20 protein-coding genes are annotated in these 19,417 nt (G+C 65.4%); 12 read left to right on the forward strand and 8 right to left on the reverse strand.

Going from position 1 to position 19,417, the window contains the following annotated elements; all coding sequences use genetic code 11:
- Positions 1-123 precede the first annotated feature (123 nt).
- The 3 genes from EWF95_RS10640 to EWF95_RS10650 are packed head-to-tail and all read left to right on the forward strand — an operon-like array spanning position 124 to position 2,567.
- A complete protein-coding gene (locus tag EWF95_RS10640) occupies positions 124-633 on the forward strand; it encodes an HPP family protein (protein WP_142444061.1) in 510 nt (169 codons plus the stop codon).
- A gap of 47 nt (positions 634-680) precedes the next feature.
- On the forward strand, positions 681-1,454 hold the full coding sequence (locus EWF95_RS10645; protein ID WP_142444062.1) for a hypothetical protein: 774 nt from the start codon (positions 681-683) through the stop codon (positions 1,452-1,454).
- A 48-nt stretch (positions 1,455-1,502) separates the two neighbouring features.
- The gene (locus EWF95_RS10650) at positions 1,503-2,567 is read left to right on the forward strand and encodes a pyridoxal-phosphate-dependent aminotransferase family protein (protein WP_142444063.1); all 1,065 of its coding nucleotides are present in this window, start codon (positions 1,503-1,505) and stop codon (positions 2,565-2,567) included.
- Between the two features lie 410 nt (positions 2,568-2,977).
- Here the strand turns inward: EWF95_RS10650 and EWF95_RS10655 are convergent, their stop codons facing one another.
- The 3 genes from EWF95_RS10655 to EWF95_RS10665 all read right to left on the reverse strand — a co-directional run bounded on the left by EWF95_RS10655 (position 2,978) and on the right by EWF95_RS10665 (position 6,293).
- Positions 2,978-4,951, reverse strand: coding sequence for a DEAD/DEAH box helicase (locus EWF95_RS10655; RefSeq protein WP_142444064.1), 1,974 nt, complete (start codon positions 4,949-4,951; stop codon positions 2,978-2,980).
- Between the two features lie 68 nt (positions 4,952-5,019).
- The gene (locus tag EWF95_RS10660) at positions 5,020-5,658 is read right to left on the reverse strand and encodes a hypothetical protein (protein WP_185911769.1); all 639 of its coding nucleotides are present in this window, start codon (positions 5,656-5,658) and stop codon (positions 5,020-5,022) included.
- Positions 5,659-5,732: 74 nt separating this feature from the next.
- A complete protein-coding gene (locus tag EWF95_RS10665) occupies positions 5,733-6,293 on the reverse strand; it encodes a TATA-box-binding protein (RefSeq protein ID WP_142444065.1) in 561 nt (186 codons plus the stop codon).
- Positions 6,294-6,572: 279 nt separating this feature from the next.
- Between EWF95_RS10665 and dnaJ the strand changes: the two genes are divergently transcribed.
- Positions 6,573-7,742, forward strand: coding sequence for a molecular chaperone DnaJ (dnaJ, locus tag EWF95_RS10670; RefSeq protein ID WP_142444066.1), 1,170 nt, complete (start codon positions 6,573-6,575; stop codon positions 7,740-7,742).
- Positions 7,743-7,763: 21 nt separating this feature from the next.
- Here dnaJ and EWF95_RS10675 read toward each other — a convergent pair whose 3' ends face one another.
- Positions 7,764-9,518 (reverse strand): DNA mismatch repair protein, encoded by a 1,755-nt coding sequence (locus EWF95_RS10675; RefSeq protein ID WP_142444067.1) that lies wholly within the window; start codon positions 9,516-9,518, stop codon positions 7,764-7,766.
- A 377-nt stretch (positions 9,519-9,895) separates the two neighbouring features.
- Between EWF95_RS10675 and EWF95_RS10680 the strand changes: the two genes are divergently transcribed.
- The 4 genes from EWF95_RS10680 to EWF95_RS10695 all read left to right on the forward strand — a co-directional run bounded on the left by EWF95_RS10680 (position 9,896) and on the right by EWF95_RS10695 (position 12,302).
- Entirely contained in the window at positions 9,896-11,074 is a 1,179-nt protein-coding gene (locus EWF95_RS10680) for a M24 family metallopeptidase (protein ID WP_142444068.1), read from the forward strand.
- Positions 11,075-11,276: 202 nt separating this feature from the next.
- Positions 11,277-11,516 carry a hypothetical protein gene (locus EWF95_RS10685; RefSeq protein WP_142444069.1) on the forward strand — a complete coding sequence of 80 codons (240 nt, stop codon included), beginning with the start codon at positions 11,277-11,279 and terminating at the stop codon, positions 11,514-11,516.
- Complete coding sequence (locus tag EWF95_RS10690) at positions 11,509-11,853, forward strand: HalOD1 output domain-containing protein (protein ID WP_142444070.1); 345 nt, start codon at positions 11,509-11,511, stop codon at positions 11,851-11,853. The genes EWF95_RS10685 and EWF95_RS10690 overlap by 8 nt, the downstream gene beginning before the upstream one ends.
- 80 nt (positions 11,854-11,933) lie before the next feature.
- A complete protein-coding gene (locus EWF95_RS10695; RefSeq protein ID WP_142444071.1) occupies positions 11,934-12,302 on the forward strand; it encodes a hypothetical protein in 369 nt (122 codons plus the stop codon).
- Positions 12,303-12,314: 12 nt separating this feature from the next.
- Here EWF95_RS10695 and EWF95_RS10700 read toward each other — a convergent pair whose 3' ends face one another.
- From EWF95_RS10700 to EWF95_RS10710, 3 genes are all read right to left on the reverse strand, one after another.
- Complete coding sequence (locus EWF95_RS10700; protein WP_142444072.1) at positions 12,315-12,707, reverse strand: PIN domain-containing protein; 393 nt, start codon at positions 12,705-12,707, stop codon at positions 12,315-12,317.
- Complete coding sequence (locus EWF95_RS10705; RefSeq protein WP_142444073.1) at positions 12,707-12,916, reverse strand: DUF7557 family protein; 210 nt, start codon at positions 12,914-12,916, stop codon at positions 12,707-12,709. The genes EWF95_RS10700 and EWF95_RS10705 overlap by 1 nt, the downstream gene beginning before the upstream one ends.
- Positions 12,917-13,005: 89 nt before the next feature.
- Positions 13,006-13,602, reverse strand: a complete 597-nt coding sequence (locus tag EWF95_RS10710; RefSeq protein ID WP_142444074.1) for a hypothetical protein — start codon at positions 13,600-13,602, stop codon at positions 13,006-13,008.
- 201 nt (positions 13,603-13,803) lie between these two features.
- On the opposite strand from EWF95_RS10710, the gene EWF95_RS10715 reads away from it, so the two are divergent.
- The 4 genes from EWF95_RS10715 to msrA all read left to right on the forward strand — a co-directional run bounded on the left by EWF95_RS10715 (position 13,804) and on the right by msrA (position 18,086).
- Positions 13,804-14,562 (forward strand): prephenate dehydrogenase/arogenate dehydrogenase family protein, encoded by a 759-nt coding sequence (locus EWF95_RS10715; RefSeq protein WP_142444075.1) that lies wholly within the window; start codon positions 13,804-13,806, stop codon positions 14,560-14,562.
- Positions 14,559-16,013 carry a small ribosomal subunit Rsm22 family protein gene (locus tag EWF95_RS10720; protein WP_142444076.1) on the forward strand — a complete coding sequence of 485 codons (1,455 nt, stop codon included), beginning with the start codon at positions 14,559-14,561 and terminating at the stop codon, positions 16,011-16,013. Before EWF95_RS10715 ends, EWF95_RS10720 begins: the two co-directional genes overlap by 4 nt.
- 50 nt (positions 16,014-16,063) lie before the next feature.
- Positions 16,064-17,233: a beta-alanine-activating enzyme beta-propeller domain-containing protein gene (locus EWF95_RS10725; protein WP_185911770.1), complete on the forward strand. Its 1,170-nt coding sequence runs from the start codon at positions 16,064-16,066 to the stop codon at positions 17,231-17,233.
- Positions 17,234-17,537: 304 nt separating this feature from the next.
- Entirely contained in the window at positions 17,538-18,086 is a 549-nt protein-coding gene (gene msrA, locus EWF95_RS10730; protein WP_142444078.1) for a peptide-methionine (S)-S-oxide reductase MsrA, read from the forward strand.
- A 13-nt stretch (positions 18,087-18,099) separates the two neighbouring features.
- Here the strand turns inward: msrA and EWF95_RS10735 are convergent, their stop codons facing one another.
- Positions 18,100-19,371 (reverse strand): MFS transporter, encoded by a 1,272-nt coding sequence (locus tag EWF95_RS10735; RefSeq protein ID WP_185911771.1) that lies wholly within the window; start codon positions 19,369-19,371, stop codon positions 18,100-18,102.
- Positions 19,372-19,417: the final 46 nt, after the last annotated feature.

Genomic DNA, 19,417 nt, shown 5'->3' on the forward strand with positions numbered 1-19,417 from the left:
GAGAGCCGATTCAGAACGCGGCGACACGGCCAAATTTGAAGAATCGGCAGATTCGACTGTGATTTCCGGGTCGAAGCATGACAAAACAGGACTTGTTTATGTAGCGACTTTCGAAGGCGTGACATGCGCCGTCGCCTCGGGACGAGCCTGTACGCTGGGTTGCTGTTCACCGCCCTCGGCGTGATCGCGTGGGCCAGCGGCCAGCCGTTCGTCTTTCCGAGTCTCGGCCCGACCGCGTTCGTCCTCGCCTTCGAGGGTCACAGCGACCGCCCCGACGCAGCCCGCATCGTCGCCAGCCACCTCATCGGCGGGCTGGCCGGGTTGCTCGCGTGGTCGCTGCTGGGCGGCCAAGTCCCGATCACGGCGACGCCACCGCCGCTGTCGGCTGCGGGCCTCGGGCTGGCAGCGAGTGCGACGCTGTCGATCATGCTGACCAGCTGGGCGATGATCGCCACCGACGCCGTCCACCCGCCGGCGTGTGCGACGACGCTGATCGTCTCGCTTGGATTGTTGTCGACCCCGCGACAAGTCGGTATCATCGTCGTCGCGGTGGCGATCCTCGTCGGCGTCAACGCGGCCGGCGAGCGCGTCATCAAGCGCGTCGATTTCGTTGACGACCCCCTTCCGACATAGCCAGCGGCAGCCGCCGCGTTTTAGCCGCCGCCACTCCCAGGGCCGATATGGCCGACGACGAGCCCCGGCAAGCGACGTTCGGCAGCGACGGCGACCTCGACACCGAGCGCGATCCCGACGCCGACACGGACAACGACTTCGGCGAGCCGAAGCAGGCCGACGAAACCGACGGCGGCTACAGCCGCTATACCGTCTCCAGCCTGCTACAGAAGGCAGTCCGCCGCTCCGACGAGGAGGTCGCCGCGTGGGCCGCGTGGGAACTCCAGCGGTCGGGCTACGGCTGGAACCTCTGGGATCGCCTGAACCTCTACGTTGTCGAAGATCTCCAAGCCGGCGAGTCAGTCGCGCTGACGATCCAGCGATACGAGGAACTGGCAACTGATCGCTGGGAGAACGATGCCTGGCGGCAACGTCTCTGTGCGATCCACGCCGCACTCGCGGCCGCGCGATCGACCTCAACGCGGGAGGCCGCCAATGCCGACGAATACTTTCGGAAGGTCGCCGACGAACGCGCTACTGCGCGCGAGGCCGGTGAAGAACCCTCGGTCGACTTTCCGGCTGGCGACCTCGAACCAGAGGGAACATTCGACGCGATCTTCGACGGCCACACGGGCGAGGGCGCCAAACGCGACCGCGGCGCGCGCTTTTTCAAGACTCGCGGCGCGAGAGTCGGCCCCGAGGGCGAAGGCGAGCAAAGCGCACGTTGGCAACGCCTGAGCATGGTGCTCGACGAGATCGACTACTCGGAGGCCGAGATCAGCCACGCGACAGAGCCAGTCGACAGCGAGGCGAAGTGGGACGAACCCGAGGAGATCGAGTAGCCGCTGTAGACCACAACCCACTACTGGGTCGCCCGCCGACAGGCTACTATGTTGTTCACGCCGGGGCCGACCGCCGTCCCGCCCGAAGTCCGGGAGGCGATGGCCCAACCGCAACCGAACTCGGCCGTCCAACCGGAGTTCGCCGAGCGATACGACCGCCTCTGTCGGAATCTCCAGCAGATCTACGACACCGACCACGACGTGATCGTCCCTGGCGGCGAGGGAATCCTCGGACTGGAGGCCGCCATCGCCTCGCTTGTCGCGCCTGGCGACCGCGTGCTTTGTGTCTCAAACGGGATCTACGGTGACGGGTTTGCGGATTTCGTCGCCGACTACGACGGCGAGGCGGAACTCGTCTCCGCGCCCTACCACGAAGGCTTCGATCTCGATGCGATCGAGGACGCGCTCTCGGCCGACGAGGAGGCCGACGAGCCGTTCAAACTGGCAACGCTGGTTCACTGCGAGACGCCGACCGGGACGCTCAACGACCTCTCACCGGTGCTCGACCTCCTCGATGAGTACGACGTACTGAGCGTCGTCGACGCCGTCTCCTCGCTCGGCGGAACGCCGGTACCGACCGACCGGATCGATGTCTGTCTCGGTGCCTCACAGAAGTGTTTCAGCGCGCCGCCAGGCCTCACGACGGCCGCCGTCAGCGACCGCGCGTGGGACGCGATGGAAGACCGCGAACCGACCTCGCTGTACACGAACCTCCTGCCGTGGCGCGATACCAGCGACGGCTTTCCGTACACGCATCTCGACGCCAACGTCGCCGCACTCGACGTGGCAGTCGAACGCGTGCTTGAGGAGGGTGTCGAGAGCGTCATAGATCGCCACGAACGCGCGGCCGAACGGTGTCGACAGCGCGGCCGCGACCTGGGGCTGTCAATCTATCCCGACGATTCGCGGTCGTCACCGACGGTGACGGCGTTCCACGTGCCCGGCGAAGCGCAGCGGATTCAACAGCGGGTCGAGGCCGACCACGACATAGTGTTGGCGACGAGCCTCGGCGATCTCGCCGACGACATTCTGCGAGTCGGCCACATGGGCTACAACGCGGATGTCGAGAAAGTCGACCGCGTGATGGACGCGATTGGCGATGTGATCGCGTAGCTCACAGCCGCTATCGAGTGATACTGTTTAGATCGCTGTGATTAGATCGAAAACAGCTCGAAAGCCCCCGACGACTCGGCGAACCCGGACGATGCAAGCACCACAACGAGCGAAGCGAGTGAGGAGCGCAGCGAGTCCCGGGAGTCGAGCCGTCGGCCCCTTTCAGTCCCGCCGCGTTGGTGACCCAAGCGACTGCGGTCGGGTGGGACTGAAAGGGGCGTTCACGGTGCTACGCACCGTGAGCTCGGGAGAGCGGAGCTCTCCCGGTGAGTCGCTCCGGGAAGACGGCCGACGCAAGCACCGCAGTGAGCGGAGCGAACGAGGCGCGCAGCGAGGCCCTCGACCGGAGCGACTCGGGGCTTTCGAAGTGGTTTCAATTGTTCCGGCTTACTGAACGACCTATCAAGCAACTACTCGCTGATCGTCGTTTCGCTGATTCGAACGCCCTTACCAGCTAAGTGCCGCATCTGTCGCTGGGCGAAATCCTCCTCGCGGCTGCCGCGGGTCGCCAGCACGTACAGCACCGCGTTGCCAACGGGGCGCATCGTCCGGCCGGCGCGCTGGGTGCCCTGCCGCCGGGAACCGCCGAGCCCGGAGGCGACGATAGCGAGTTCGGCGTTCGGGAGGTCGATCCCCTCGTCGGCGATCCGCGAGACGACGAGCGTTCGCTGCTCGCCGTCGCGGAACGCGGCGAACTGGCGTTGGCGTTCGTGGTGGGCCGTTTCGCCGCTGATGAACGGCACGTCGAGTGCCTCGGCGATCTCATCGCCCTGATCGAGATAGTCGACGAAGATCAGCGTCTTCGCGTCAGGATGTCGTCCACGGAGCGCGCGAATCTCGTCGATTTTGGCGGGGTTTTGGGCCGCGATGCGGTGGCGGTCGTTGGTGTCGGCACTGCTGTATGCGTTTTTCGCGTCGTCGTCGCGCCACGGCACATAGCGAATCTGCACCTCGGGTTCGGCGACGAAGCCGGCCTCGAACAGTGCGGCCCAGTCGGTACCGATCGGCGGGCCGATGAGGGTGAAGATCTCTTTTTCCTTGTCGTCTTCCCGTACGGGTGTTGCCGACAAACCCAGCCGATGCGCGGCCTGTAGCTGGGTACTCCGGCGAAAGATCGGACTCGGGATATGCTGCACCTCGTCGTAGACGATGAGCCCCCAGCCACGAGAATCGAACAGCTGGCGGTGGCGATCCATGCCGGCCGTCTGGTAGGTGGCGATAGTGACCGGGCGAATCTCCTTCGTTCCGCCGTGGTACTCACCGATGTCGGCGTCGGTCAGCGTCGCGTGCGTCGTCAACTCTTCGCGCCACTGGGCGGCGAGTTCGCGGCTCGGCACGAGGATCAGCGTCTCGCCCCCAACGGCGACGAGCGCGGCGATGGCAGCGATGGTCTTTCCGCTGCCGGGCGGGCCGACGAAAACGCCAGCCTGTTGATCGAGGAAGGTGTCGACCCACGCCTGCTGGTACTCTCGGAGCGTCGCCGTCAACTCCGCGTCGAGGGCGTCGCCGGTGTCGAGCTCGCGGTCGTCGGCGACCGGGTATCCCGCCTCGTAGAGCACCCGTTTGACGGTGGCGACCTCGTCGCTGTTGACCCACGCTTCGGTGTCGGAGATCGGTGCGCGCAACGCGTCCTCAGGGAGTTTCTGCTCGGCGACGTTGCCCATCAAGTTCTCGTTGGCCGCTTCAAGAACCGTATAGCCGTCATCGTGGGTTCGCAGGATGAACTGGCTGGCGCGCTCCCATTGGGCGGTCACCCACTCGTCGAGATGCGGCGACTCACGGGGCAACACCGAGTGCATCGCCGCCAACAACTCCTCAAGTTCGTCGTACGGCGCGGCCCAGATGTCCTCTTGACGAATTCGGTAGAGATAGCCGCGGGTGCCGGGTTCGGTGCCGGTCGAATCGACGAGATGGGCGAACTGCGCGAGTTGCGCGCGGGTGTACTGGGTTGGCTCGTCGACGACGATCTCCCGGCGGGTCGGAAAGAGAACGACGCGCTCGCGGCCCGCGAGGTCGCCGACGGTCGCGGGATACCAGACGACAGGATCGTGTTCAACGTCGGCACTGTCGAGCTTGCCGGCGGTTTCGAGCGCGGCGAGTCCCTCTTGGGCTTCCTCGCGGCTACAATCGAGCCGACGGGCGACTTGGCTGGCCGTAAGCACCGGTCGCTCCTCGGCGTCAACGACCTCGTAGAAGTCATCCAGCGAGAGCGACGACGCCGGGAGGTCAGTTATCTCGGCGTCATCCGGACGGTCACCTTCATCGGCAGCGTCGTCGGTAGCGTCGGCAGCCTCGTCAGCAACGTCGACATCGTCGCCATCAGTTGCGGGAGAGATATCGGGAGATGACTCGCCGTCGTCGACATCGCGGTCGGGATCGGTCATTGGGTGAGCAAGGCTGTCGAGCCACAAACCCGTTGTGACCGACGGTGGGCGGCCGAGGGATCGACGACCTACCGCCGGCAGTGTCGCCGTTTCAGGTCGTCCTTCGAGCGAAACTGACCGTCGCAGTCGACACAGCTGACAGCTCTCTCACCGGCCGCGGTGACGACGCGGTGGCCGCCGATCTCGAAGGCGCGATCGACCGATCGCGGGCGGATGCGATCCGGGATCTGCTCGTCGCGGTGGCCGCTGAGATCCGCCCGTAGCCGGATCGTTTGGAGATCCGTCTCGTTCCATCTGGCCTCCGCACGCGCGGTTTCCCAGTCGTCGATCGCCGTCCAGCCGGTGACAACGACCGGCGACTGCGTTTCGGTGTCGCCTACGACGATCACGTATCTAACACCGTGTTTCACGAGCGCGAACCGCCAGCCGTCGGTCGTGTTCCACCGAAGCTGTCCCTGTTTGATCGCCTCGGCGACGATCGGGACGGACACATACCGGCCCTGCTGGTGCAGTCGCTGCCGGAAGTGGTCTGTGTGGGCATACACCGCGGGCGTTCGCGGTGGGGGATCCTCGGGAGAACGGTGCCGGCTTGGCGGGGCGGCACTCGGTTCGGCGCGGCCGACCGCGTCGGCGTACGCCGTCGGTTCGGGAAGCGACCTACCGCCGGGCGTCTCCTCGACACCCGGACTGGGCTGTCTGGATGCCACTACGTGAACGTATCACAGGGAGGAATATAAGCTTTCATGCAACATCGGGTGGCCCCGACCGTCTTCCCGGAAGTTTAGCCGAGCAGGCCAAGTTCGTCGATGCGGTCGACGATCCGCTCGACAGCCGCACTCGCGTCGTCGACGGTCTTCCCGCCGGTGATAACGACCTTCCCGCTGCCGAACAGCAGGATGACGACCTCCGGCTCGTCCATCCGGTAGACCAGCCCGGGGAACTGTTCGGGTTCGTACTCGACATCTTCGAGCCCGAGCCCGATCGCCAGCGCGTTGAGGTTGAGGCTGTGGCCCAGATCCGCACTGGAGACGATATTCTGGACGGTCACCTCGGGCGCGTCTTCGACCGGGATCCCCAGATCCCGAAGCTTGCCGAAGATGATATCGAGGGCGTCGTGTACGTCGGCGATGCTTTTCGCGCCGGTACAGACGATCTTGCCCGACCGGAAGATCAGGGCTGCTGCCTTCGGTTCTTGGGTGCGGTAGACCAACCCGGGGAAATTGTCGGGGTTGAAGTCCGCCCCTGGCAGGTCGGTGGCGAGTGCTTCGAGGTCGAGTTCCTGCCCGATCCCCGTCGATGCGACAACGTTCTGGATCTCGATGGAGTCAGCCGGCGCGCTCATTGGTCTGTATCGAAGGGCCGAACGGATAAAAGGCCCCCTTATAAACGCTTTCGGCGACAGCGGGTTCGGCTGAGTCGTCGTCGACGGTGAACACCATTTGTCGTCGACGAGGAACGCCATTCGTCGGCGACAATGAATCCTATTCGTCGTCGACACCGAAGACACGCACACCGCCGGAGACAGCCGAACCGAGCCAGCAGGCGTCGTTGCGGGCGTCTCGGGGGTGAGTCCGGAAGCCGCGTTTTTCAAGTAGTCGCGCTAACTAGCGAAGGATAACTGATGAGCGAGGACTTCTATGATGCCCTGGGCGTCTCACGTGACGCCTCAGAAGACGAGATCAAGCAGGCCTATCGGGAGAAAGCCTCGAAATACCACCCTGACGTGAGCGACGAACCCGACGCCGAGGAGAAGTTCAAGAAGATCAAGACGGCCAAGGAGGTGTTGACCGACGAGGAGAAACGCCAGGCCTACGACCAGATGGGCCACGAGCGGTTCGAGGAGGCCGAAAAGCGCGGCGGCTTCGACGACGGCCGCGGCGGAGCCGGCGGGATGGGCGGCATGGGCGGTTTCGGCGGTGGCGGTGCCGGCGGTGCCGGCGGCTTCGAGGATATCTTCGAGCAGTTCTTCGGCGGTGGCCGCGGCGGTGGCGGCGGTGGCGGCAACCGCCCCCGACAGGGACGGGATCTTCGCACGTCGATGGAGATCACCCTCGAAGAAGCCTACGAGGGCGTCGACAAGGAGTTCACCGTCACCCGGCCCGAGGAGTGTGACACCTGTAGCGGTGAGGGTCACCCGCCGGAAGCGGACGTGAGCACCTGTCCGGAGTGTAACGGTGCCGGCGAGGTACGGCAGGTCCAACAGACGCCGTTCGGCCGCGTCCAACAGCGATCGACCTGTCGACGCTGTGGCGGCGAAGGCGAGGTCGCCGATCAGACCTGCGGCACCTGCGGCGGCGACGGTATCGTCGAAAACGAGGTGACGCTGACCGTCGAGGTGCCGGCCGGCATCAGAACCGGTCAAACCCTCCGGATGGACGGCGAGGGCGGCCCCGGCGAGAACGGCGGCCCGGCCGGCGATCTCCTCATCGATGTCGAGGTGGCAGAGCACGAGGAGTTCGAACGCGACGGCGACGACCTCCACTACAATCAGCCGATCTCCTTCCCACAGGCGGTTTTCGGCGATACGATCGAGGTGCCGACGCTGGACGGCACGAAAAAGCTCGACATCCCCGATGGCACCCAAAGCGGCGAGCGGTTCCGCCTGAAGGGCCTCGGCATGCCGCGACTGCGGAGCCGGCGTAACGGCCATCTCTACGTGACCGTTCAGGTCGTCACCCCCGACTCCCTCAACGACGACCAGAAGGAGGCCCTCGAAGCCTTCGCCGAGGCTGGCGGCGAGCAGGTCGATGTCTCCGAGGGCTTCTTCGAGAAGATCAAAAACAGCTTCTGAGAGTCTGTCGGTGTCGACGCCTTACTGCCACTCAACATCCGACAGCGTGCGCTGTACGGCCTCCTCGCCGACCGCTGCGGCCAGCGACGCAAAGCCGGCGCGCTCGGCGCGGTCGGTCGCGTTGGCGACGAGTCGTGAGACGATGAACTCCGGGGTCGATTTGCCGACGGTGCCAAACCGCGGCTGGTAGTCAACCTGGAGTTCGAGCTCGGGATCAAGCCCCTCGGCGAAGATGCCGTCGATCCGGGCGGTCTCGGGTAGCGGGCTCAGGTCGTCGGCGAGATGAGTCACGTAGACGCCGAGGGCCGACTGGTCGACTGTCAGCGACACCAGCCCGTTGAGCAGGTCGGCCGCCCGGCCGGGTTCGGTGATCGCCTCGAACTCATCGACCAACATCAGCGTCCGGCCATCGCCCGTCAGCGGCGGAACGATGGATTTCAGCGTCGACTCCAACACGCCAGCGTTGAACGAGGCGTGGCGGCGATGGAAAACGATCGTCTCGAACTGGCCAACCTCCGCCTCGTCGGCTGGCACCGGCAGCCCCATCGCTGCCAGCAGGGCGACCTGGCTCAGCGTCTCCAACAGCGTCGTTTTTCCGCCGGAGTTCGCGCCCGTCAGCACCGCCACGCGATCGCCGGTCGGCGGCGACAGCGACCGGGCGGTGTCGGTGAGGCCGTGATTCCCAACCGCGTAGGTGATCGGCTGCACGTCGCCATCGAGAAAGAGATTGCGGGCGTTTCGCACCGCCAGCCCGTCGTCGACGAGATCGGGTCGCCGAAGATCGAAAGCGGCCGCAAACCGCCCCAGCGAGAGATCAAGGGCGATGTCGCCGATCGCGGTGACGGCGGCGGTCACGTCGGCGTCGGCCGCCGCGATGCGATCCTGTAGCTCGGCGGCGACCGTTTCTTCTCGCTCGTCGACCGCGGTTTCGAGGTCGTCGACCAGCGCGCGCAGCGTCTGGCTGACGAAATCGGCGGCGTCGACAGCGTCGTCGGCCCCGGCCGACCGCACCCGGGGCGGTTCGATCCCGGTCTCGCTCGCAATGTGTTCGATGACACCCGCTTGCAGCGCGTCCATATCGCGGACGCCATCGCTTCGTACCGTCTCGATGATATCGAAGGCCGCGTTGTTGAGATCGGCGGCCGCGTCGCGCTCGGCCCGGAGCGCGTCGAGTTCGTCGTCGGCTCCCTCGGCGACTACCACGCCATCGTCGGTCTCCCGGACGGCCCCGAGCGCGCCTTTGGCTTCTTGCAGGGCGTCGCTGTCGATCCCGGCTAAGGCGTCGAACGGCTCGCCCGCGAGCCCGACAGCATCGAGTTCGAGGGCGGCCTCAACGGCCGCGCTGTCGGTGCCGCCGGCGTCGTCGTAGGCGTCGAAGGCGTCGATCACCCGCTCGCGGTCGTCATCGCCCAGCTCGATCCAGGCATCTTTCGCGGCCAACACGCGATCGAGGCGGTCGGCCATCGCCTCCCGCGTTGACAGCGGCGTCATCACGCGGATTCGGTCGGCGGCGTGGTTCGTGAGAGCGTACTCGCTGGCGACCGACAGCAGCTCGTCGTAGACATCGCGGGTGTCACCGGTGCCGAGCACCTCGATGCCGTCGGTGCCGCTGGCCCGCCGGAGGATCCTGATCGCCCGGCCGCGGGGGACGCCGGCGGCGGCGAGCGTCCGGATGTCGGCGTTCTCGATGGCGGCGATGGCGTCGGGTTCGCCGATCGACTCACGGAGCAGCGCGGCCGTCTTCGGCCCGATGCCCCAAAACTCCTCTAAGCGCATATCCGAGGGTTTGGAGCCGGCGGCTTAGCGTTTGTTATGCAGCTACCGGTCGTTGAAAGCGAGCAAGCAACTTGGCGCGATGGCCAGCCGACCAACTGCCGCCCTGGCGGACTGAAAGGGCGAGACGCGCTCGGCGAACCCGGACGAAGCAAGCACCGCAGTGAGCGAAGCGAACGAGGAGCGCAGCGAGCGCGCGGTCGACCGCAGGGAGACCGCGACCCTCTCGAACGGCGACCGAAGGGAGTCGTGAGAGTCCCGGGAGTCGAGCGTGTCGAGGGCTTTCTACACTGCTCCATCTCATGCAACTGCTTGTCTGGACACACTACATTGGCCGTTCAAAACGAGACCACTACGTATCGGGGCCGTTAAACACCAATATGGAGCCGGATCTGTCCGCCCTCGACGATCACCTCGCCGACCACGGTGTCGACGGCTATCTCATCGACGCCGACAGCACCGACCCGAACCAGCGATACCTCTCTGGGTTCGACGCCCCGGATCCGTTTCTGACCTGCTATACACCCGACGGCCTCGCCGTCCTCGTCTCCGGGCTGGAGTACGGCCGCGCGGTCACCGAGAGCCGCGCCGACACGGTGAAACGACCGGCCGACTACGACCGCCGCCAGCTTGTTTCGGAACATGGCCCGACCGAAGCCAGCCATCGGGTCAACAGCGCGTTTCTGGCCGATTGCGGCGTCGACAGCGTCTTTGTTCCCGATCGGTTCCCGCTGTCGACGGCCGACGGACTCCGCGAGCAGGGCCACACCGTCAGCGTCGACACTGACGACGTGCTGATGGACATCCGATCGGTGAAAACGCCCGAGGAGATCGACCACATCCGCGCAGCCCAACGCGCCAACGAGGCGGCGATGGCGGCCGCCGAATCGCTGCTCGCGGCCGCCAGCGTCGACAGCGACGGGCGACTCAGCCACGAGGGCGACCCCCTCACCAGCGAGCGCGTCAAACACGAGATCGAGGCGACGCTACTAGAAGACGGCTACGGGCTCGATTCGACGATCGTCGCCGGCGGCGCGCAGGCCGCCGATCCCCACGAGCGCGGCAGCGGCCCGCTGTGGGGCGACGAGGCGATCATCATCGACATCTTCCCGCAGGATAAGACCACGGGCTACCACGCCGACATGACCCGCACGTTCTGTGTCGGCGAGCCCGGCGAAACGATCAGCGAGTGGTACGACCTCACCGAGCGCGCTCTCGATGCGGCCCTCGGTGCGGTCGAAGCCGGCGCGAGCGGCGCGGACGTACATGCCGCCGCCTGCGAGATCTACGAGGACGCCGGCCTGCCAACCTTCCGCACCGATCCGTCGACCGAAACCGGCTTCATCCACACGACCGGCCACGGCGTCGGGTTGGCGATCCACGAACAGCCGCGGCTCAGCACCGAGGGCGGCGAGCTTGCGGCGGGCCAGGTCATCACGGTCGAACCCGGGCTCTACGATCCCGATGTGGGCGGCGTTCGCATCGAGGACATCATCGTCGTCACCGAGAACGGCTACGAGAATCTGACCGACTACCCACGGACGTTTGTCGTCGACTGAGCAGCCCGCGAGGGCGGGCACGGCCGAGCATGGCCGATCGTGATGTGTGGTGCTGGCACCGACATCGGACTGTGGTGGATTCGAACTTTGTGCCCCAAAATAGGTATCACTGCTAGCTATTGTGAAGCTATAGTTACAAATCTAGCAATCAGATAGTCAGTACACCAAAATAATTATTTTCACCCGGAATATCAACAATGGTATGATTATCGATGGGGCTCCCCGAGACAGCCGCGATCTCGGACAGCGGGATGCATGCCGCGTGGGCAGGGTGATCGACCGGATCGATGTGTCAGCGGGCACCGACCGAAACCGGATCAACGACTTGGGCGCGCTTGGATCGGCGGCTGTCGATGCAACGATCAGCAACCCCTCCCGCACCCTTCCGGTCGATCGCTTCGATCACCACCTCGTCGATACCGAGGTCGATCCCGATGAGTGACGACGAGCCCTCGGTCAGACACGGCCCAGAGACCGAGGGGTATGTAACGACGATCGATCCAGCCGACACCGAGCCGACCTACGCTGTTGTCCTGTTACTCCAGGCCTGCGAGAACGCCGAAGGGATCGAGCTGCCGCCGCTGTATGAGGTCATCAACTGTGACGCGCTCAATCAGCTCCTCGTCGGATACACGCGGTGTGCGCCGACCCAACACGTTCGGCTTGAATACACTACAACGGCCTTCGAGTTGACCGTGGAGTGTCAGGATGGAACGGCAGAAATGCGGCTGTGTCCCGACGCGGAGCCAACGACTGACGACACTGATCCCAGCCGATAGTACGCGGCAGTCGGCTGCGAAGACCCTCGTTTTCGACGGCGAACCGAAACCCACAGGCCAGCTGCGAGCCATCGGTCGGCATGAGCAACGAGCACCCAACGACCGCCGTCAGCGTCGTCATCACCGACGCGCCGGCCGGCGTGCAGAAGTACACCGCCCGGATCGCCTGCGATGCGGCCGGCGAGATCACCATCGAGGCTGTCGAGCCGGGCGTGTTGGAACGCTACTTCGAGGTCGTCGACGGCGGCGTGGGCTCGGCGTTCGTCCGAGTTCGGGCGGTCGATATGACCGGCGAGGCGGGCGCGCTCAGTGATCCCGCGTCGCTGTTTACGATCCGGTTCAGCGAGGCTGTCCCGCCGACATCGATCACGCTTACCTTCGAAACACTCCAGGATCACGACGGCGAGACGATCCCGGATGAAGCGGTGCGTTTTGATGCGGTTGAGTGATAAAAACGAGCGTCACAGCATATCGACCGTAAGCACGTCGTTGATTCCGTCAACATCGAAATCCCCATCCGAGACGGCAAGGGGTTGATTGAGCCGCTTTGCTGTGCCGGCGATGAAGGCATCACGGGCTGACAGCGGGATACCCTGTTGGTGAAGTTCGGATTCGGCCGCCGCGGCGACGCGGGCCTGCGTCCGATCCGTCTCGATGATGTCGACCCACTGGAGCGCGGCATCAACAGTATCGAACTCCGGCTCGCCGGCGGTGAATATCTCGCCCCGGTAGAGTTCAAACAGCACCAGTGGTGGCGCGACCGCCTGTTGGTCAGCGTGGGTTTCGACGTACTCGACGGCTGTGGTGTCACCATCCAAGTAGTCGATGAGGACGCTACTGTCGTAGACGACCATCAGTTGCCGATGCTGTCTTTCATTTCTTGCCGCGCCTTTCGTGCCCCCTCGGCGGCGTCAGTGCCAGCCCACAGGCCGGCACCCGCCCGGATCTGCTCGCGGCGATCCGACAGGAGCCGAGACAGCAACTCATCGAAGGTTTCCTCTTCACCCTTCAACGAGCTGAGCGCGGCATGGGTGTCATCATCGACACGAATACTCTTGCTCATACAAGAGTGTATACGGACGAATATACAATACCGTTTCGGCGACACGACAGCACTGAGCCGAACGTGGTGAGTTGTGAGCGGATCCGTCGTCACACACCTCGGCCACCGAGTTCGTAGCCGTAGGGTGAGTCGTCGCTCACGGTCGGATCAGCATCGAGTGTGGGTTTGATCACCTCGTGCCACCACGTCGCCGCCTCGTGATCTGTCGCCGACGGCGGCGCGTAGCCGAGCGGGTGCTCCGGCATGACACCGCCGGCGATCTCGCTGGCGGTCGCCGGCCCAGTGGCGACGAGAAACTCCACGACCGCATCGTAGGCCGCCCGTGCGGCCGCGGCGTCGACGGCATCGGGAAGCTCGATCCGGTCGATGGGATGGTCGATCCCCGTTGCCGAGGTGCTCTCACCGGTCGGCCCGCTGTAGTCGGCTGCGTCGGCCCATTTCGTTGCCGCCGGCGTCGGTTCGGTCGTCGATTCGGTCGTCGGCCCGGCTGTCGGGGTCGGCTCCAGCAGCGAGCGGATAGTTTCGACGGCTGCCGCGAGGTTCTCGGCGTCGCCGTCGTCGTAGGCTCCGGCGTCGGCGTCGCGGACAAAGGCTTCGAGAGCCTCCCGGTCAGCGGCTGCCAGCCCGGCAGCACCGCGGCCGTTGTTCGATTCATCGCGCCCGGAATGTATTAGTTGATTATTCATTTCTGAGCAGCTATCTTCGTTTTTCGTACTGCCTATCAGTTGATTGAGTTACGAATCGTTTAAGAATTCGGATGAATACAACTATATACCTAATATAGACTAGGCCAGTCGGGTGGCGACAGCGCGATGAGGGGACAGTCACCAACAGAATCGGGTAGCCCCCATCGAACACCTTTTGAAACACCGTCCGGAAGGGCGGGTATGAAGCTACTCGTCGTCGGCGCGGGCGAGATGGGACGGTGGCTGGCCGACACCGTCGACGCCGACGTTGCGTTCACCGATGCCGATCCAGCCGTCGCCGAGGCGGCAGCCGAACCCCGATCGGCACGGGCGGTGCCGGCCGATACCGACGAGACGTTTGACGCTGTAGGGCTCGCGGTGCCGATGTCGGTCGTCGACGAGGCGGTCGCCACCTACGCGCCGCTGGCCGAGACCGCGATCTTCGATATCTCCGGGGTGATGGATCGGCCGCTGGCGGCGATGGCCGAGCATGCGCCCGACCGCGAACGGGCGAGCTTTCACCCGCTGTTCGCGCCGCCGCGGGTGCCCGGCAACATCGCGGTCGTCACCGAGGCGGCCGGGCCAACGCTGGCGGCGATCCAGGAGGCCATGGTCGAGGCCGGCAACACGGTCTTCGAGACGACGGCAGCCGAACATGACGCGGCGATGGAGACGATCCAGGCGGGGGCGCACACGGCCGTCCTGGCCTACGCGCTCGTCGCCGGCGACATCCGCGAGGAGTTCGCCACCCCGGTGTCCGAACAGCTCGAATCGCTGGCGGCGACGGTCACCGAGGGCAGCCCCGAGGTGTACAGCGAGATCCAGGCGGCCTTCGACGGGGCCGACGACATCGCGGCGGCCGCCCAAGAGATCGCTGACGCCGACAGCGAGACCTTCGCCGACCTCTACGAGCAGGCCAAGCGCAACGTCGGTGCCGACAGCCGGGTGAGCGACGAGTGATCGACCGAGAGGCGGTTCGCTCGAACGCAAAGTATCTCCAGCAGGTGCGACCGATCGACCCCGAGGAAATCGCCGAATACATCGAGGGCCAGCCTCATCCCGCTGTCGTCGCCCAGACACTCCGGGAGGAGGCGTTCGATCTCGGCCTCGTCGAACGCGCGGATGGAACCTTTGTCCCGCTTGAGGTGGAAACGGTTGCCCACCGTGAGTGGTCGCCGGCGGCGTTGCCAGCCGACTACAGCCGTGCTGTCGAGGATTTCCTCGTCAAACAGTACGGAGCCAACTGGCATCGTGGCGACTCGGGGACGACGCTTCGGTCGACGATCCGGAAGCTGAAAGCTGACTACCTCGCCGGCGACGACATCGAGTACGACGCGACGACCGCCGCCGGCTACGCGATCTACCATCTGCCCGCGTACTACGCCGCGATCGGCTACGTGTTGGCAACGCTCACCGAACGCGGGTTGTTGCCGGCGTCGATGCGCGTCCTCGATGTGGGTGCCGGCGTCGGCGGGCCCGCACTCGGCCTCCACGATTTTGTCTTTGGTGACGCGGACGACCCTGAGCCCGACGCCGGTCTCGTCGACTACCACGCCGTCGAGCCAAGCGCGGCGGCCGACGTGTTGGACCGCGTACTCGGCGAGACCAGCCGCAACTTCCGGTCGACGATTCATCGGTCGACGATCGAGAGTTTCGACTACGATGCGGGCGACGCAGACGACGGCCCGTTTGATCTAATCATCTTCGGCAACGTCTGCAACGAACTCGACGATCCCGTCACCGTCGTCGAAGAATCGCTATCACACCTGGCCGACGACGGGACGCTACTGCTGTTGGAGCCCGCCGACCGCAACACCGCGATCGAGCTGCGTGAGATCGAGCGGGCGGTCACGGGTGCCGACAGCGATGTGACCGTCTACGCGCCGACGCTGCGGCTCTGGGATGGGGCCGAGCCCGACGACCGCGGCTGGTCGTTCGACGTGCGCCCGGAGCTTGCGACCCCGGCCTTTCAGGATCGACTCGCCGAGGCGGCGGGCGAAGCCGGCGAGGACGATCCGGACGCATTTCGGAACGTCGACGTGCAGTTTGCGTACAGTCTGCTGCGCCGTGACGGCGAGCGACGCTATCCGTTCCGAGCGAGTCGGGATCGCCACGCCAAGATGGCCGCCATGGACGACCACGTCACCGACCGGATCGACCTGCTGGCGGTGAAGCTGAGTCACGACCTCAGCGATGGCGACAACGCCGTCTTCCGGATCGGCGACGGGAGCCAGACGACCGACCACTACGCGGTGCTAACACAGGACTCCGCGCTGAACCGCGCGCTGGCGAGTGCGGAGTACGGCGCGGTGCTGGCCTTTGAGAACGTCCTCGTGTTGTGGAACGACGACGAGGCGGCCTACAACCTCGTTGTCGACGGCGAGACCGTCGTCGACCGGCTCTCCGGCTAACTCGGCGGTCGTCCGTCCCATTTTTGCGGGCGGGGGTATACAACATGGGTGTGAGCGACGACGAGGAGAAACTGGAAGCCAAAGGTGACTACTGGGAGTTCGAGGTTGATGCAGAGCTTCCGGATTCGATCACCGAGGACGACGAGGAAGACGACAGCTACCAGCTGCGGCTCGAAGAGGCCGCCGGCAAGATCCGGTGGTCGTACAGCACCGGTGGTCTCGGCGGCTCTGCCCCAACGATCGTCGGTGGGACGGTCGTCGCCGGCGGCGACGGCGATAGCGTCTACGCCATCGACGCCGACAGCGGGGCCGAACAGTGGGTGTTCGAGACCGACGATTTCGTCGAATCCACCCCAACGGTTGTCAACGGACGGGTGTTTGTCGGCAGCGACGACGGCCACATCTACGCGATCGATGCCGACACCGGCGACGAACAGTGGGCGTTTCAGACGCCCCGATTTATCGAGTCGTCGCCAACGATCGCCGGCAACGCCGTGTTCGTCGGCGGCGGCGACGGCTCGGTGTACTCGTTGCACGCCGAGATGGGCAGAGAGCGGTGGGTCGTCGACACCGATGGCCCGATCTACGCCTCGCCGACGGTGACAAACAGCACCGTCTACATCGGCAGCGACGACGGCCACGTCTACGCGCTGAGTGCGGCCTCCGGGGAGCAACGCTGGACGTTCGAAACCGGCGGCCCGGTGCGCTCCTCGCCGACGGTCGCCGGCGACACCGTCTTCGTCGGCAGCGGCGACGGCACGCTGTACGCGCTGGATGCGAAGTGGGGCGACAAACGCTGGGAGTTTGCCACCGGCGACGCGATCAACTCCTCGCCGACGGTCGCCGAGGGGAGCGTCTTCGTCGGCAGCGACGACGGCGCGCTGTATGCGATCGACGCCGCATCCGGCGACCAGGGGTGGTATTTCGAGACCGACGGCCGGGTGTGGTCGTCGCCGACGGTCGCCGGCGACAACGTGTACGTCGGCAGCAACGACGGCTATGTGTACGCGATCGATACAACGACCGGGCGACGCGACTGGCACTCCGATACCGGCGACTGGGTCGACACCGCACCGGTCGTCGTCAACGAGACAGTGTTTGTCACCAGCGACAACGGCACCATCTACGCGCTCGGCGCGGGCGTCCGTGGCTCCAGTGTCGACTCCCGGGTGAATCTCGGCACGCTCAGCCACCATGGTGGCTGGGCTGGTGACGGCTGATTGGCGGCTGTGTCGACAGCGACATTTTGACACCTTGCCATCGGTCGTATTCACAAGAGTAGCCAGCAGGTGGATCGCTTGGCCGACCAACTGCCGCCCTGGCGGACTGAAAGGGCGAGGCTCTCTCGATGAACCCCGGCGACGTAAGCACCGCAGTGAGCGAAGCGAACGAGGAGCGTAGCGAGCCGCGGGAATCGAGAGAGCCGAGGGCTTTCTACATCTATTCCTCTCACGCAACCTCGTATCTGAACACTACCGTTGAAACAGCCGTAGCTTCTTAGCCGCCTGAGCCCCTATCAACGCCATGGCAACTACAAAAGCGACGTTCGGCGGCGGCTGTTTCTGGTGTATCGAAGCCCCGTTCAAGGAGCTTGCAGGCGTCGAATCGGCTGTCTCCGGCTACGCTGGCGGCGACACCCCCGATCCGAGCTACAAGGAAATCTGCTCCGGCACGACCGGCCACGCCGAGGTCGTCCAAGTCGAGTACGACTCCGACGTGATCAGCTACGGTGACCTGCTCGAAGTCTTCTTTACCGTCCACGATCCGACCCAACTCAACCGACAAGGGCCGGATGTTGGCACGCAGTACCGATCTGCGATCTTCACTCACGATGACGACCAGCAGGAGGCCGCCGAGGCGTTCATCGCCGAACTCGCGGCCAGCGACGCCTACGACGACGAGATCGTTACCGAGGTCGAACCGCTGGAGACGTTCTATCGCGCCGAAGAGCACCACCAGGACTACTACGAAAAGAACCCCTCACAGGCCTACTGCTCGATGCATATCCCGCCGAAACTCGACAAGGTGCGCGAGAAGTTTGCGGATCGGCTCCGCGAGCAGCCCGTTCACTGATTTTGTCGCTTTCTTAGACCTTACTCGGAGACTGCGTCGGTGACGACGACTCACGCGTCAACCGCCGCACCGCCGGCAACGCGACCACCGCAATTCCGATCTCCAGCCCACCAACGACGAGAAACGCCGTCAGATAGCCCGCCGCGTCGGCGACGCTCCCGCCGAGCAGAAAGCCCGCGAGGAAACCCAGACTCCCGAAGACGTTGAAGCCGCCCATCGCCACGCCGCGCTCGGCGGGCGCGCAGAGATCCGAAACGAGAGCCATCGTTGCGGGGGCGACGAACGCGCCGGCGACGCCGACCAGTACCATCAACGCCATCGCCACCTCGACGGTCGGGGCCACGCCGACGGCGATGATCGCCACGCCGTAGCCAACCGAGCCGACGACGACGGGGATGAACCGGCCGATCCGATCCGAGAGGCTGCCGAGCGGGTACTGCAGCAGCGCGAACGGGAGGAAAAACAGCGCGAGGGCGACGCCGACGCCGGCAGCATCAAGCCCGAACACGTCGCCGAAGTAGAAGACGCCGACAAGCGAGAAGAAGCCCGCCGTCAGCCGATCGATAAACCCGAAGGCGTAGGGGACGGCGAGCGACGGCCGCGCGCGGAGCGTGGCGAGGGCGACACCGAGATCCGGCGCGGCGAGGTCGGCGTCAGCGTCGCTATCGACGGTGCCGACACCACTTTCGGCGACGCGATCCCCGACACCCGTTTCGGCAACACGATCCCCGACAGTCGCCGCCACGCCGCCGGCGACGACAAGGACGACCGCGCCGGCGTAGACGGGCGCAAATGGATCGACTGCGGCGAGTTGGCCGCCGACCACCGAGCCGAGGGCGGCCCCGAGGCCGATAGCGATCCCCGCCGCGCCCATGTTCCGCCCGTTGCCGCCGCCGAGATCCATCAGCATCGTGATCGACAGCGAGAACGCGCCGATGGTGAACGCGCCACCCACGGCTCGCAACAGTAACACGCCGCCGAAGCCGACTCCGAGGACGGGCAGTTGCGGCAACAGGAGGTAGGTGGCCGCACCGCCGACCGCGCCGACGACGACCAGCGGCGTTCGTCGAGCGAGGCTGTCACTGGCGGCTCCCCAAACGACAGCAAACACGACGAATGCGGCGACCTCGGCGACGAGGAACCACATCCCTGCGCGGATCCCACCGGGCGCACCGAGAGCGGCGATCAGGCCATCGAGGCCCGGATACAGCAGTACCTGCGAGACAAGCACCGCCCAGACGACAGCCGCAAGTCGAACCCGTGGCCGTGGGAGGGGCCATCGCATCATCTTGGTTTGGGCGGTGTGCGGAATGAAGCTGTTGTCGTGGGCC

The sequence above is a fragment of the Halonotius roseus genome (assembly GCF_006861655.1).
In the GTDB taxonomy this organism is placed as follows: Archaea; Halobacteriota; Halobacteria; order Halobacteriales; family Haloferacaceae; genus Halonotius; species Halonotius roseus.

Bases quoted from the DNA above. Each gene is read 5' to 3' on its own strand.
- EWF95_RS10640 (WP_142444061.1), top strand. From the start codon at position 124: ATGCGCCGTCGCCTCGGGACGAGCCTGTACGCTGGGTTGCTGTTCACC.
- EWF95_RS10645 (WP_142444062.1), top strand. From the start codon at position 681: ATGGCCGACGACGAGCCCCGGCAAGCGACGTTCGGCAGCGACGGCGAC.
- EWF95_RS10650 (WP_142444063.1), top strand. From the start codon at position 1,503: ATGTTGTTCACGCCGGGGCCGACCGCCGTCCCGCCCGAAGTCCGGGAG.
- EWF95_RS10655 (WP_142444064.1), bottom strand. From the start codon at position 4,951: ATGACCGATCCCGACCGCGATGTCGACGACGGCGAGTCATCTCCCGAT.
- EWF95_RS10665 (WP_142444065.1), bottom strand. From the start codon at position 6,293: ATGAGCGCGCCGGCTGACTCCATCGAGATCCAGAACGTTGTCGCATCG.
- dnaJ (WP_142444066.1), top strand. From the start codon at position 6,573: ATGAGCGAGGACTTCTATGATGCCCTGGGCGTCTCACGTGACGCCTCA.
- EWF95_RS10675 (WP_142444067.1), bottom strand. From the start codon at position 9,518: ATGCGCTTAGAGGAGTTTTGGGGCATCGGGCCGAAGACGGCCGCGCTG.
- EWF95_RS10680 (WP_142444068.1), top strand. From the start codon at position 9,896: ATGGAGCCGGATCTGTCCGCCCTCGACGATCACCTCGCCGACCACGGT.
- EWF95_RS10685 (WP_142444069.1), top strand. From the start codon at position 11,277: ATGATTATCGATGGGGCTCCCCGAGACAGCCGCGATCTCGGACAGCGG.
- EWF95_RS10690 (WP_142444070.1), top strand. From the start codon at position 11,509: ATGAGTGACGACGAGCCCTCGGTCAGACACGGCCCAGAGACCGAGGGG.
- EWF95_RS10695 (WP_142444071.1), top strand. From the start codon at position 11,934: ATGAGCAACGAGCACCCAACGACCGCCGTCAGCGTCGTCATCACCGAC.
- EWF95_RS10700 (WP_142444072.1), bottom strand. From the start codon at position 12,707: ATGGTCGTCTACGACAGTAGCGTCCTCATCGACTACTTGGATGGTGAC.
- EWF95_RS10705 (WP_142444073.1), bottom strand. From the start codon at position 12,916: ATGAGCAAGAGTATTCGTGTCGATGATGACACCCATGCCGCGCTCAGC.
- EWF95_RS10710 (WP_142444074.1), bottom strand. From the start codon at position 13,602: ATGAATAATCAACTAATACATTCCGGGCGCGATGAATCGAACAACGGC.
- EWF95_RS10715 (WP_142444075.1), top strand. From the start codon at position 13,804: ATGAAGCTACTCGTCGTCGGCGCGGGCGAGATGGGACGGTGGCTGGCC.
- msrA (WP_142444078.1), top strand. From the start codon at position 17,538: ATGGCAACTACAAAAGCGACGTTCGGCGGCGGCTGTTTCTGGTGTATC.
- EWF95_RS10735 (WP_185911771.1), bottom strand. From the start codon at position 19,371: ATGCGATGGCCCCTCCCACGGCCACGGGTTCGACTTGCGGCTGTCGTC.